Origin of the sequence: Coleofasciculus sp. B1-GNL1-01 (assembly GCF_040220235.1) — a bacterium.
Taxonomy (GTDB): Bacteria; Cyanobacteriota; Cyanobacteriia; order Cyanobacteriales; family Coleofasciculaceae; genus Coleofasciculus.
Window position 1 is genome coordinate 39,618 of the sequence record NZ_JAVJTO010000047.1, and the last position, 12,938, is coordinate 52,555.

Below are 12,938 nucleotides of genomic sequence, written 5' to 3' on the forward strand. Positions count from 1 at the left end.
GGTTTAGGGACTAATTTTGATTCTTTTCCCTAGCTTAGCTGCCAAACCCGCCCTTTGTTTGAATTTTGAATGTGTAGAGGCGGGTTTAGGGACTAACTTTGATTGTTGTTCTCAGCTTAGCTGCCAAACCCGCCCTCCCCTCCGTTCATTCAAAAGCCACACTTGGGTTAGGGCGGGTTTAGTTACATCTGGATGAGGTAAGAAACGATAATAGTCAAACCCGCCCCTACACACAATTTAGAACGGTTCAGATTAGATAATTTTCGCCCTCGCCCGTTCTGAACGTGCCTCAGCACTTTCCATCACATCTGCCATTTTATGCACCATTTCTCCGGGATAGTTTTCTAACACTTTTGTCGATAGAGAAACGCGATTCGTGCCTTCATCTAAGTCAATCACGATCGCTTTAATCGATTGACCCACCTCAAACATATCAGTCAATGATTCCACCATATTTTGGCTGACTTGCTTGATATGCAACAAGCCAGTAATCCCTTCTAATTCCACAAACACACCAAAAGGTCTGATATTGGAGACAGTACCTTCCACTAACTGTCCAACCTCTAGCATCGAGAAACTTGCAGCGCGAGTGGCTTCCCGTTGGGAAAAGACTAACTTGCTGCGATCGCGATCGGCTTCCAAGATGCTGACGGTTAAACTTTGACCAATCAACGACTCTAAGTTCCCCCGTTGATTCAGGTGCGATCGCGGAATAAATCCTCGCAATCCCTGCCAATCTACCGTCACACCGCCTTTATTCACGCCCGTCACCTGCACCTGTAGCGACTTGCCACTGTCTTGGATTTGTGCCAATTGATCCCAAATCTTATTGATTTCCAACTGACGCCGTGATAGAGTTATCTGACCTTCAGCATTCTGTTCCCGAATAATCAGAAACTCTAACTCTTCCTGCAAGGGCAGCACCTCTGACCAATCATCTACAGGGGCAACTGACACTTCCCGTCCTGGAACATACGCCAGGGATTTCCCGCCAATATCGACATAAACGCCTTCCATTTCATAGCTATGTACTTTGCCTCGCACCACCTGCCCTTGACTAAATTCATAGTCATACTCTTCTAGGGCTTTGGCAAAATCTTCCATGGAAAAGGCAGTTTTGCTGGTTTGAGAACGGGTTGATTCTGAAGTCATGAGTATTAAGTGTTGAAAAAAATCGATTTGCCATGTCATTTGTCATTTGGGGTTAGTGATGACAAATAACGGATGATGAATAACTACAATTCCTGCTGAAATAACGTCTTCACTTTTTCCCAAGCATCTTTTGCTGCTTGGGGGTTATAGCTGGCACGTTGATCGCAGAAAAATCCGTGATCAGCGCCCTCATAGCGAAAGATCTGGTGGGAAATTTGCTGCTTTTTCAGTTCAGCTTCAATCTGGTTAACTTGTTCAGCCGGGATGCTAGCATCGTCTAAGCCAAAGAAGAGATGGATGGTTCCCGTAATATCCTGAGTGCGGGTAATCGTGGGTTCATCTCCTCCTGGCGTCATCGTGGCAATTCCTGCACCATAGAAGGAGGCTGTGGCTTTGATGTCGGGTAAGGTTGCCGCTAAATAGGCGACATGACCGCCAAAACAGAAGCCGATACAGCCGATCGCATTCGATTGAACTGGGGTTTGCCCCCTTAAGTAGTCAATCGCCCCTTGAATATCACCCAGCAGTTCTTCCGCCTTGGTTTGTGCCTTATACTCCTTGCCGATTTTCAGGTCAGCTTCGGTGTATCCCGTTTCAAAACCGGGGGCTTGGCGTTGATAGAGGGCGGGTGCGATCGCGACGTATCCCTCTTTGGCAATCCGCTGAGTCACATCTCGGATATGGTCATTCACGCCAAAAATTTCCTGCAACACGACCACCCCTGGTAAAGACTCCTCTCCCACGGGCATCGCTAAGTAAGCGTCAATTTGTAGAGAGCCGTTTGTAATCTTAACCCAATCGCTTTTGATTTCTCTAGCCGTCATAATTCAGGTTCACGCTGTTGTTCGTCGATCTATCGCAGTCCTCGCTGCTATAGCTTTTGACCTTCTGGTCAACGGTCAAACTTCTGCTTAATTTTAACGCTCATGTCCCCCCAATTCAGCAAATTATTTACGGATTATTATAATTCTATTGGTTCAGTTATTATTTTTCAAGAATTTATTGTCTATTTCTGGGGGTGAGCCACCCTCTAATGATTTGGACAAACCTGAATGGAATTTTAGTTATCAATCTGCTGATTTAAACAAATAAAAAGTCTGTTGCACTTTGTAATCTGATCAAACTAGACTATTTAATGAATACATACCATTAAGCTAACAGATTACCTGTTTTGTTTTGGCTCAGAAGCGGCTATTTAAATGAAATGCACAATCGCTGAGTCAAGAGGCTATTCTGGTATAAACCGCCAAATGATACATCAGATTAAGAAAATCCCACTTGTTTTAAAGTTTAGTTATGATACATGCTTAGAAGAAATGCCTAGGTCAGGACTAGAGGGTCAGCCACCCACCATCCGATCTTCAACTGTACGTTATACTCTTGTGTCTATTGAAGAGCAAGTGCTTAGGAGACTTTATAATGGTTCAACATCATATCCAGCCTGATAGCGAAATCCCTGCTTCAAAGCAGCTATTCGACCAAATTCAGTTTGCGATCGCCTCTCGTCAATATCCGCCGGGACATAAATTGCCTAGTACCCGTCAGTTAGCCATGGAGACAGGGTTGCATCGGAATACAATCAGTAAAGTATACCGCCAGCTAGAAGAAACCGGACTGGTTGAATCCATCGCCGGATCAGGAATTTATGTGAAAGCCCAGGGTCATGAAGGGGGAACGCAGCGTCAATCTCCGATTCTCCAGCAATATCCACAAGCATCGGGTATTGTTCAGCAGAGTCTGGATGAATTACTCTCTCAAGGGTGTTCACTCAATGAAGCCCGCGAACTCTTTTTAGCCGAAATTGACTGGCGGTTGCGCTGTAGTGCTAGAGTGCTGGTTACCGTAGAGTCACGAGATATGGGCGCTGGGGAGTTAATGGTGCAGGAATTGGAATCCGCCCTGGGAATTCCCGTCCAGTTAGTCCCCTTAGAAGAATTAGAACAAACCCTAGAACGCACCAATTCCGGAACAGTCGTCACTAGCCGTTATTTTATCCAAAAAGCCGAAGCGATCGCCGCGCCGAAATCTGTGCGGGTGATTCCTGTGGATATCCACGACTATGGACAAGAAATCGAGATTGTTAAAAGTCTTCCCAAAGATAGTTGTCTGGGCTGTGTGAGTCTGAGTGGGGGTATTCTACGGATTGTAGATGTGATTATCCACAGTTTGCGTGGGGATGATTTACTCCTGATTACGGCTCAGGTTAATGATAAATATAAACTGAATGCCTTAGTTCGTAGTGCGCGAACGATTATTAGCGATCAAGCTAGTTATGATACCGTTAAACGGGCAATTCTAGACGCCAGGGATGATCTGATCCGTCCGCCTAAGCTGGTTTGCAGTGAAAATTATATTGGGACAAAATCGATTAATTTACTCAAACGTGAGTTGGGTTTAGGGTAATTAGGGGTTGCTGAATAAGTATTGTGGTGAGGATAGGGAACTCTTAACAGGGAACGGTTGTAGTGCGAGCGTCTCGCTCGCTATTTTGTATGTTTTTATCTATCAAGTTATCTCAGTGCCATGCCTAAGTTTACCTTTGCCGCTATCTCTCTAGACGATCTAAAATCCTTCATTCACCTTCATGAAGGATTCATCGGTAACTATGAATGGAACCAAACTGATTCTATTGTCCTAACAGAGCATGAACAGCAGCGAGTCACAGAGGTAAGTGCCTATTTACTCAACCATGACACAACCCTGATGAATGAAGCAACAGTCTGGGGGAAGGCAATTTTTCCATTGCTGATCCTAGCTGAACACAATAATATCGAAGCTTGGGCAGAGGTAACGCTCAAAGCACAATACAAAACCTTTGAGTTAGAAGGTGTAGCGGATGGTGTACTGGGCAAAAGTGCGATCGGTCGAATTGAAGCGCCTTATCTTGTTGTTTTAGAAGCCAAAAAAGGTCTTGATGCCCAAAACCCTGTTTATCAGCTTTACGGTCAACTCTTGACGGCTGCCCATTTAAATTGGCAACTCAATGGTAACGATCCCCAAGAAATGTTTGGGTGCTACACGATTGGTGATACTTGGAAGTTTATCCGGGCAGAGATTTCCGAGATTACCAGCGATCATCCCGTTCTTAAAACTGAATACTCTCGCGAATATGCTGAAAAACTAGAGGCAGAAACGATTCTCAAGCTCCTCAAAAGCATCGTACAACGTTATGTGTACCAACCTAACCGTTAGGCGGTACAGCGGTAGAGACAAGCCTCGGCAGTCTCTACAGACTAATTCGCTCTAGCAATACTTCATTAATAACTGTTTGAGCACTGATTATCCGAAGCTTTTCACCGCGCATTGTAAAAACAACTACGATCATTGAGCCATTTTCCGCTTCCCCAATTGCCCATTCTCGTTCATTTTTTTATAGTATATACCAAAATATCGGTCTTCAAGTTATTTTATAGTAGCGATCGCCTTTTCTCAGCTAGCACATTAACCTAGGTCACGAAACTGGCGATCGCACTGTGCGTCAGGATGAATTCGCCTTTCAGGGAGAGGGCGATCATGTACTCTCAGGGAGCGAAGTAATATAGAATGGACATAGCGCTTCAGGGAGGAGAATGACACCATGCCTAGGGTTTTAGATCCAAACAAATCCTACACCTTTAGCAAGTATTTTGATTTGCCTTACTCACCTGAAGATATTTTAGCAGATTTAGGCTGTACCCTTGAGCGTACCGATCGCGACGATCTTCCCTACACACAATGTCAATTAGATTGGCTACCTGAATTCGCCCAGAGTATGCAGCGCAGACTGAAACGGGTGAATACCACGACTGAACAGGCACGCCGGGAGGCATTGATTTTTCCGTTGATCGATCAGATTTGCGATCGCTTAGACTATTCAATCAATATTGAGTATACCGTTAGTGTGAGCAATTGGTTAAAAGGTTCACTCGATTACTATATTTCCAGTCCCAGCAATTTTCTAATCATTGAAGCCAAGCAATCGGATTTAACCAAAGGTTTTACTCAGCTTGCTGTTGAATTGATTGCCCTCGATCACTGGGTAGACAGTGAGAGACCAATTTTGTACGGTGCGGTTTCAAGTGGGGAAATTTGGCGATTTGGTCTCTATGATCGAGCTGCACATCATGTGGTGGAATATTTGCCGTTGCATCCAATACCGCAGAATTTAGAGTTTGTAACGCGGACAATTATGGGAATTTTGCAGGGAGAGGCGATCAGAGACAATTCAGTCTTGATCTGACACGGGGAATCGCTCTGATAGAGATGGGGGAGATGGGGGAAATTGTAGAGACTCCTAGGCGTGGAACGTATGAGAGATAGGGAAGTTAATTCACGCATCAGGTTCTCTTGAGCGAACGTGTTGGCTCAAAACCATGCCCTCGACGTGATTGCTATATAATTTATAGAAATTCGTGTAATCAGGTAAACATTATGCCCTTATCTGGCAATGATAACCGCGACAATCTACTCAATATACCGATCAATCTCCAGCCCAAAAAACAAACTAATGAACGTCAGTTTGAGAGAAAAGAACCCCTGAATTTGACTTCTAATTCTTTACAGTTGCAGCTACGGGAAATCGTGCAAATTGCTTGGACGACAGAAGATTCCTTTCGGTATCCACAATTTTTATTGAACCCAAACGATTTGGCTCAAATCACAACACCCTCAACTGTCGTTGAGGTTCTGCTACGTCATGTAGAACGTATTGCACCTGGATTTAATGTCCCTTATATGGTGCCGCGTGTACTGGTTACACCACTTGCCTTCGTAGCGGGACTATTTGAAGTAGATGAGGAAGGTTGGGTGACAATCAAAGTCGGGTCACAATTCTTTGCCAACCGACTAGCTGCACAAGCTATTTTAGCCCATGAAGTTTGCCACTATATTCTGGAAAATTCTGGAATCAGGAAAAATGACTTTACTCTTAACGAGCGTTACACAGATTTATGTATGTTTGTTTGCGGCTTTGGGCAAATTTTTCTGGCTGGATACAAAGAGGACTTGGCTCAACGTGAGTACCGTCCAGGACATCGATTAGGCTACCTAACAGATGCTGAATATGAGTCGGCTCAACACTATGTGATGCAATTGCGCCAATCTGGTGAACTAGCACCTCCTAGTGAGTTGGATACTCTCAAGAAACAATTAGCACAACTGGTCTATGATAAGGAAACTTGTAAACGAATAATTAAGGCAGCACGTAGGAAGTATCCGCATAAGCCAGAACTAGAACTGTACCGGGATGCAATCGAACGGCTCGAACGAGATCGCGGACGGTAGAGTTTATCCAAACATGCTCACCTTTTCACCCCATATCCTAAAAACGTCGCTCTCCTAACTCCTATATTTCCTGTTCGGTTCTGTACAATGGAGTTGGTTTCATCGAAGTGGCATCTGAGGATGGAGCGTCAACAGCACTTTTTGGACGTTTAAAAACGGCTTGTCACCCCTTCAAGCTCAAAACTTGAAAGACTCCACCTTTTAACTGAGATGGAGTCCGAATAGATGTGACTAAATGAAGCGGAAATTACAGAATGCGGAAGATAAAGGGATAGCGGAAAGATTGATCAGGATTATTCAATACTTGCAAAATCGCGATAATTGGCATAACAACATTCACGATAGCCAAAAGACCCAGTAGGGGCCAACCAATAAGCACAACTGTCAAGATGCCAAAGATTAAGCCGTACAGCCAAAGGTTAAGGTGAAAGTTCAGCGATTCTGTCGCATTTTCTTTGACCACTGGGTCATCAGACACTAACAAAACGGCGATCGGAATACCGATAGATACCAACGCCGCACTAATAAAAATTGAGCCATGACAGAGGGCAGATAAAAGCTTGCGTTTGTCGCTATCATAAACATCATACGTCATGCGACAGTCCTCCTTCCCCTCAAGGGAAACTAACTATTCATTCTGACTGTAGCAGGTTCGCTGAACAATACAGGTCGTGAATTCCGACCTATGCAGGGGGGATATTCCTCTTATAAGGTATATAGATCCCCAACTTCGTAGGAGTTGTCGGGAATCTTACTTGCATTTGCATACCCTACACCCCACACCCCCTTTAAGCCGTCAAACTCACCTCTGGCTGAAGTACTCGTTGCTGCTGGTGCTGCTGAATCGGAATCTCGATCGCGAATTCTGCGCCTTGTCCCGGTGCGGATCGACATTTAAGCTGACCTTGATGTTTATCGACGACGATTTGATAGCTAATGGATAGTCCTAATCCGGTTCCTTTCCCCACAGGTTTGGTAGTAAAGAAGGGGTCAAAGAGTTGACGCTGAGTTTTCTCAGTCATTCCTGGACCATTATCGATAATTCGGATTGCAACTTGGTTGGGTGCGATCGCTTCGGTACGAATCCGAATGGTGGGATGATTTTGTCCATTATCCGTGGTTCTTGATTCCTCTAACGCATCGATCGCATTACTCAATAGGTTCATAAACACTTGATTGAGTTGTCCCACGTAGCATTCGACTTTGGGTAAGTCTCCATACTCTTTAACTATTTGAATTTCCCCATATCCAGGTTTTGCCTTGAGTTGATTTTGCAGAATCAGCAACGTACCTTCTAACCCTTCATGCAAATCTACCGCCTTTACTTCCGCTTGATCCATCCGGGCAAAGTTACGCAACGACAGCACAATCTGGCGAATCCGCTTAGTCCCCACTTCCATTGATTCGAGTAGGTGAGGTAAGTCGTCTCGCAGAAACGCTAAATCCATCTGTTCCGCTGTCGTTTGAATTTCCGGGGCGGGTTGGGGATAGTGCTGATCGTAGAGGGAAATTAACTTCAGTAAATCTTGTGCATAATTTTTGGCATGGACTAGATTTCCGAAAATAAAGTTAACTGGATTATTAATTTCATGGGCTAACCCGGCGACGAGTTGTCCTAAACTGGACATTTTCTCCGTATGAACTAATTGGGCTTGGGCATGTTGCAAGTCGCGCAACGCCTTTTCTAAGAGGGTGGCTTTTTGTTGAATTTCATCCTGCGATCGCCTGAGTGCAACCTCGGTTTGCTGACGTTCTCTAATTTCAGCTTCTAAACGCTTATTGGCAGCTTCAAGTTCCACCGCACTGGCAACATCAAAGGCTTTGGGCATTAATGGTATTAATTCTAGGGCAGTATAGACCGAAATTAATGCTGTGATTGCTTTGACTAATCCAGATAGCCAATAATCGGGATGCCAAATCGTCCAAATTGCCATCGCATGAGTAGTACCGCAGGCAATGATAAAAGCGGCAAACATGAGAAAGATCCGGGAAAACGGCAAATTCCGTCGTTGATAAACAAAATAGATTAAGGTTAAGGGAATTGAGGCATAAGCCAGGGCAATGAAGCCATCGGATAAGAGATGTAGCCAGACTAAACCGGGCTTCCACAGGTAGCAGTTGCCATGAGGCATGAAAAGTGGGGCAGTCAAACTGTGCGTGATTAACGACTGCATAATGTCTCCTTATAATCAATAATCAGCTTTTATCTGGTAATATTAAAACGGTTTGAGGGGACTCAATCAGTGATCTGTGAAGCCTTGCATCATGACTCAGCCTACTGGCGTGACACAACTGCAATAGTGGAATGGATTTTACGTATTTGAACCTGAAGGAATTGGATTTACCCAAACGGCACTGACTTCAGTATTCCCCAGAATTAGCAGAAACTAAACCTTCTAGGGTTATAACCTATAGGGTTAATTTTGATTAAAAAAGCTTGACAATTTATAACTTAGGATATAGAAGTTAGCAACTCAAGCCAACCGACCCAGGATCTCAACTTCTATAATGGAAGGCTGAGTGTTCCGTAATTAGGCGTTTTGAATGTCCACTGAACTTAAGGCTGAACTGCAAACGGCGGTTGAACACCGACGGAATTTTGCGATTATTTCCCACCCAGATGCGGGGAAGACGACGCTAACCGAGAAGCTGTTGCTCTATGGAGGTGCGATTCACGAAGCTGGGGCGGTGAAAGCCCGACGAGCGCAGCGTAAGGCAACGTCGGACTGGATGGCAATGGAACAACAACGGGGAATTTCGATTACCTCGACGGTGTTGCAGTTCGCGTACAGGAATCGCCAGATTAATTTGCTGGACACGCCGGGACACCAAGATTTTAGTGAAGATACCTATCGCACATTGGCGGCGGCGGATAATGCGGTGATGCTGGTGGATGCGGCGAAGGGGTTGGAACCGCAGACGCGCAAGTTATTTGAAGTCTGTCGGATGCGATCGCTACCGATTTTCACATTTATGAACAAGATGGATCGTCCAGCGCGGGAACCCTTGGAACTGTTGGATGAAATTGAACAGGAGTTAGGGTTACAGACATACGCGGTGAATTGGCCCATTGGTATGGGCGATCGGTTTAAGGGGGTATTTGACCGCCGTCTGCGACAAATTCACTTATTTGAACGGACAGCGCATGGAAGTAAGGAAGCGGGAGATACGGTAATCGATTTGGGAGATTCCCGGATTGAAAAATTGCTGGATCAAGACCTGTATTATCAGTTGAAAGAAGAGTTAGAACTGATTGAGGAGATTGGACCCGATTTAGATTTAGAGTTGGTGCATCAGGGTCAGATGACGCCTGTATTCTTTGGCAGTGCCATGACCAATTTTGGCGTCAAGCTGTTTTTGGATGCCTTTTTAGAGTACGCCATGCAACCGGAAGCCTACAAGTCTACTGAGGGGGAAATGCCACCCACCTATCCCGACTTCAGCGGATTTGTATTTAAGCTGCAAGCGAATATGGACCCCAAGCACCGGGATAGAGTGGCATTTGTCCGGGTTTGTACAGGTCGATTTGACAAGGACATGACTGTGAACCATGCGCGGACGGGGAAAACGGTACGGTTGTCAAGACCCCAGAAATTATTTGCCCAGGGGAGGGAATCTTTGGATGTAGCATATCCAGGGGATGTGATTGGCTTAAATAATCCTGGGGTATTTGCGATCGGGGATACGATTTACAATGGCAAGCGTTTGGAGTATGAAGGGATTCCCTGTTTTTCGCCGGAATTATTTGCCTATTTGAAAAATCCCAATCCTTCTAAATTCAAGCAGTTCCACAAAGGGGTAACTGAGTTGCGCGAAGAGGGGGCGATACAGATTATGTATTCGGTGGATGAATCCAAGCGCGACCCCATTTTAGCCGCCGTGGGACAGTTGCAATTTGAGGTGGTTCAGTTCCGCTTACAGAATGAATATGGCGTAGAAACGTTATTAGATATGTTGCCTTATAGTGTTGCCCGTTGGGTCGCTGGGGGGTGGCAGGCTTTAGAAAAAGCGGGACGGTTGTTTAACACGGCGGTGGTGAAAGATAACTGGGGGCGTCCGGTTTTGTTGTTTAAGAATGAGTGGAATTTACAACAGGTAATTGGGGATCATCCAGAGTTGCAGTTGAATGCGACAGCGCCTGTGGCGTCGGGACAGGAACCGGATTCCTTATGACCTCTCCCCTAACCCCTCTCCAGCCAGGAGAGGGGAATAAAGACCAAGAAAAAACAGATGGCGAATGGAATTCGCAGCTACACAAACAAAGTCCGCCTGCGCGGACTGATGTTGAGACTGAGTTGACTGAAACAACTACCTGGTCACAATGTACAGTCCAGCAATTCTTTTCCGGATACAGCGAGGCAGATGCTATCTATGACAACATTTGATCCCACATTCCGTACTTCGCAGTGAAATACGTAATGATGACGAAAGACCTAAAAGTTTAATCTCAAAAAATCACCCAGCTAGCCAGCATTTGCGTATTAGTAGAGTTTAGACTACGACAAATTGACTTGCAACAGTGAGCGATTCATTATGTCCATTCCTTTTTAGCCCAATCTACTAGCCGATTTTCACGTTCTTCCATGGCGGCTAAGCCCCAATCTTCTTTTTCAAGAATCTCATCAATGAGTTTCAGATGCCTATGCTTTTCGTATATTTCTTTCTTCTGCGAAAATGGTTTGTTGCTACAAATAGAATTAACACCTGGAGGCAAGAGGACTAAGTTGCCTAATCGATGAACTTGCTTTGTAACATAGCCCTTTTTTGTGCCAAACTTTCCACGCCATTCCTCAGTTATAGTTTGTGGATGTATGTGTTCTATAGTTTTTGTTGGTGAAGAACTCCAAACTTGTGCCCAAGTTTCTTCACTGACTGAACCACCACATTGATTAGCTAGATATTCCTCATAGCGATAGAGAAAATAAATTAACTCATCTTCCCAGCCCTCGTAGCAGTTATTTTCTTTAAGTTCTTCCGCTGCTTTGTCGGCAGGATAATCTTTTCCTAGTTCAGTGACTTTTTGGAGTATTTCTGAAGCAGAACTACTATTATTATCAGAGAAAATAGTTCTGGCGAGACGCACATAGTCTCCAACTTTTGTTCTTGCATCTCTCCTCTGTAATCCAAATATTCTAAATGTTACTTTTTCCCATTCTTTTAAGATATTGCTTTTTTCATCAGCATTTAGTGCCTCATTCAACATAATTGATATCCCCAAAAGCCGAGCATGAGATATTTTAGTCACAGCCATAAGGCGGGAATTAGAAACAAAATCTTCTAGTTTGTCAGCAATTTTTAGAAATTTACGAGAAACATCAATCACATCTTTAGGATTATTTTCACATCTTGATCGGAAGAATTCCATAGCACTCTCTGCTCCACTTACTTTACTTCCTCCCTTAATGTCCTCTAGGGTCGCTGCAAACCTTAATATTTCTTGTCCCTGTATTCTCTTTAATCCTATAGTTCTGTAAATTTTTGACCAATCATCTCGAAGGTCTTTTATATACTCTTGGCTAGCATCTTCAAGCTTTTCAAAAGCGATACCCATCAACATACTTTTGCACTTATCAAGCCAATCAACTGCCAATCCTCTACTATTCAGCACCTCAAATGTTGTATGTACGGCACCTTCATCATCAAGAACATAGAAAATAAAATCAAGACGATTTTTAACTAATTTTAAAAGTTGCAGGGCGTTGGGTTGCCATTTATCTACAAAATCCATACACTCCTTAAATGCACAAATCATGTTTCTATCTGCTAAAGTTTCGACGTTTTCCTCGCTAGGAATTTCACCTTTTTCCAGATAGTCACGAAATATTCGCTTACTATCATGATTTGTTTGAAGTAGAATTAATCTGCCGTTTTCTTTGACTAAAAGTTCCTTTAGTTTATTAGACTCTTTTAGTTCAATGTCACTTCCAGAGCTTAATTTTTTGGATATGGCTTTGAGTAGAATGATCAGTGTAGTTAAACGCTGCTGTCCATCAACAATGTGAAAAATACCAAATTCATCTGCGCCAACTTCCTCTTTTTCACGAGTTTGAAGACAAACAACAGTTGACATAAAGTGACGGCGATCACTATTTTGAATTTGACCCAGCTTTTGAATATCTCCAAACAAATCCTTTCTTTGCTTAGTTTCCCAACTATATGCTCGTTGATAGTCAGGAATTCGGAAAAGTCTTCCTTGAAGTAACTTATCTAGAGTTAGATTATCTGGACGAATACTCATTAATAAACCTCGTTAAAAGTTTGAATAGATTTCAGTCTGATATCTATTGCAGTTAATTCGGGAAAGTCGTCTATAATTTTAGCATTAGACATGCTAGCCGCTAGCCAGCCTAGGACATCATAAACGATGATACGTATTTGGCGAATGCAGAGTTTGCTGCCTAGTTTATCTGGCTCAATGGTAATGATATCGCGGTAGCTCATGATGAAAGTAGGCTAAACATAGACCCTAATTCAGTGTATAGCAGCTTAATACTGTGCTGCAATGACCGATTCTGATCTGTATG

12 protein-coding genes are annotated in these 12,938 nt (G+C 43.9%); 6 read left to right on the forward strand and 6 right to left on the reverse strand.

The features are described 5' to 3' along the window. Window positions 1–252: 252 nt before the first annotated feature. Entirely contained in the window at window positions 253–1,152 is a 900-nt protein-coding gene (locus tag RID53_RS10900; protein WP_446388178.1) for a S1 RNA-binding domain-containing protein, read from the reverse strand. 83 nt (window positions 1,153–1,235) lie between these two features. After that, window positions 1,236–1,976 (reverse strand): dienelactone hydrolase family protein, encoded by a 741-nt coding sequence (locus RID53_RS10905; RefSeq protein WP_446388119.1) that lies wholly within the window; start codon window positions 1,974–1,976, stop codon window positions 1,236–1,238. 595 nt (window positions 1,977–2,571) lie between these two features. Between RID53_RS10905 and RID53_RS10910 the strand changes: the two genes are divergently transcribed. The 4 genes from RID53_RS10910 (at window position 2,572) to RID53_RS10925 (ending at window position 6,414) form a co-directional block, all read left to right on the forward strand. Further along, window positions 2,572–3,555, forward strand: coding sequence for a GntR family transcriptional regulator (locus RID53_RS10910; RefSeq protein WP_446388120.1), 984 nt, complete (start codon window positions 2,572–2,574; stop codon window positions 3,553–3,555). A 120-nt stretch (window positions 3,556–3,675) separates the two neighbouring features. Continuing rightward, on the forward strand, window positions 3,676–4,344 hold the full coding sequence (locus RID53_RS10915; protein WP_446388121.1) for a hypothetical protein: 669 nt from the start codon (window positions 3,676–3,678) through the stop codon (window positions 4,342–4,344). Between the two features lie 385 nt (window positions 4,345–4,729). Further along, the gene (locus tag RID53_RS10920) at window positions 4,730–5,371 is read left to right on the forward strand and encodes a hypothetical protein (RefSeq protein WP_446388122.1); all 642 of its coding nucleotides are present in this window, start codon (window positions 4,730–4,732) and stop codon (window positions 5,369–5,371) included. Window positions 5,372–5,562: 191 nt separating this feature from the next. After that, complete coding sequence (locus tag RID53_RS10925) at window positions 5,563–6,414, forward strand: hypothetical protein (protein ID WP_446388123.1); 852 nt, start codon at window positions 5,563–5,565, stop codon at window positions 6,412–6,414. A gap of 247 nt (window positions 6,415–6,661) precedes the next feature. Here RID53_RS10925 and RID53_RS10930 read toward each other — a convergent pair whose 3' ends face one another. Together RID53_RS10930 and RID53_RS10935 are read right to left on the reverse strand one after the other, a co-directional pair. Beyond that, the gene (locus tag RID53_RS10930; RefSeq protein ID WP_446388124.1) at window positions 6,662–7,009 is read right to left on the reverse strand and encodes a DUF4870 domain-containing protein; all 348 of its coding nucleotides are present in this window, start codon (window positions 7,007–7,009) and stop codon (window positions 6,662–6,664) included. A gap of 193 nt (window positions 7,010–7,202) precedes the next feature. Continuing rightward, window positions 7,203–8,588, reverse strand: a complete 1,386-nt coding sequence (locus tag RID53_RS10935) for a sensor histidine kinase (RefSeq protein ID WP_446388125.1) — start codon at window positions 8,586–8,588, stop codon at window positions 7,203–7,205. A 370-nt stretch (window positions 8,589–8,958) separates the two neighbouring features. On the opposite strand from RID53_RS10935, the gene prfC reads away from it, so the two are divergent. After that, window positions 8,959–10,587, forward strand: a complete 1,629-nt coding sequence (prfC, locus tag RID53_RS10940; RefSeq protein ID WP_446388126.1) for a peptide chain release factor 3 — start codon at window positions 8,959–8,961, stop codon at window positions 10,585–10,587. Continuing rightward, entirely contained in the window at window positions 10,584–10,799 is a 216-nt protein-coding gene (locus RID53_RS10945; RefSeq protein WP_446388127.1) for a hypothetical protein, read from the forward strand. Before prfC ends, RID53_RS10945 begins: the two co-directional genes overlap by 4 nt. 146 nt (window positions 10,800–10,945) lie before the next feature. Here RID53_RS10945 and RID53_RS10950 read toward each other — a convergent pair whose 3' ends face one another. Both RID53_RS10950 and RID53_RS10955 read right to left on the reverse strand, forming a co-directional pair. Continuing rightward, window positions 10,946–12,652: a DUF262 domain-containing protein gene (locus RID53_RS10950; protein WP_446388128.1), complete on the reverse strand. Its 1,707-nt coding sequence runs from the start codon at window positions 12,650–12,652 to the stop codon at window positions 10,946–10,948. Next, window positions 12,652–12,855: a DUF433 domain-containing protein gene (locus RID53_RS10955; RefSeq protein WP_446388129.1), complete on the reverse strand. Its 204-nt coding sequence runs from the start codon at window positions 12,853–12,855 to the stop codon at window positions 12,652–12,654. Before RID53_RS10955 ends, RID53_RS10950 begins: the two co-directional genes overlap by 1 nt. Window positions 12,856–12,938 lie beyond the last annotated feature (83 nt).

Bases quoted from the DNA above. Each gene is read 5' to 3' on its own strand.
- RID53_RS10900 (WP_446388178.1), bottom strand. From the start codon at position 1,152: ATGACTTCAGAATCAACCCGTTCTCAAACCAGCAAAACTGCCTTTTCC.
- RID53_RS10905 (WP_446388119.1), bottom strand. From the start codon at position 1,976: ATGACGGCTAGAGAAATCAAAAGCGATTGGGTTAAGATTACAAACGGC.
- RID53_RS10910 (WP_446388120.1), top strand. From the start codon at position 2,572: ATGGTTCAACATCATATCCAGCCTGATAGCGAAATCCCTGCTTCAAAG.
- RID53_RS10915 (WP_446388121.1), top strand. From the start codon at position 3,676: ATGCCTAAGTTTACCTTTGCCGCTATCTCTCTAGACGATCTAAAATCC.
- RID53_RS10920 (WP_446388122.1), top strand. From the start codon at position 4,730: ATGCCTAGGGTTTTAGATCCAAACAAATCCTACACCTTTAGCAAGTAT.
- RID53_RS10925 (WP_446388123.1), top strand. From the start codon at position 5,563: ATGCCCTTATCTGGCAATGATAACCGCGACAATCTACTCAATATACCG.
- RID53_RS10930 (WP_446388124.1), bottom strand. From the start codon at position 7,009: ATGACGTATGATGTTTATGATAGCGACAAACGCAAGCTTTTATCTGCC.
- RID53_RS10935 (WP_446388125.1), bottom strand. From the start codon at position 8,588: ATGCAGTCGTTAATCACGCACAGTTTGACTGCCCCACTTTTCATGCCT.
- prfC (WP_446388126.1), top strand. From the start codon at position 8,959: ATGTCCACTGAACTTAAGGCTGAACTGCAAACGGCGGTTGAACACCGA.
- RID53_RS10945 (WP_446388127.1), top strand. From the start codon at position 10,584: ATGACCTCTCCCCTAACCCCTCTCCAGCCAGGAGAGGGGAATAAAGAC.
- RID53_RS10950 (WP_446388128.1), bottom strand. From the start codon at position 12,652: ATGAGTATTCGTCCAGATAATCTAACTCTAGATAAGTTACTTCAAGGA.
- RID53_RS10955 (WP_446388129.1), bottom strand. From the start codon at position 12,855: ATGAGCTACCGCGATATCATTACCATTGAGCCAGATAAACTAGGCAGC.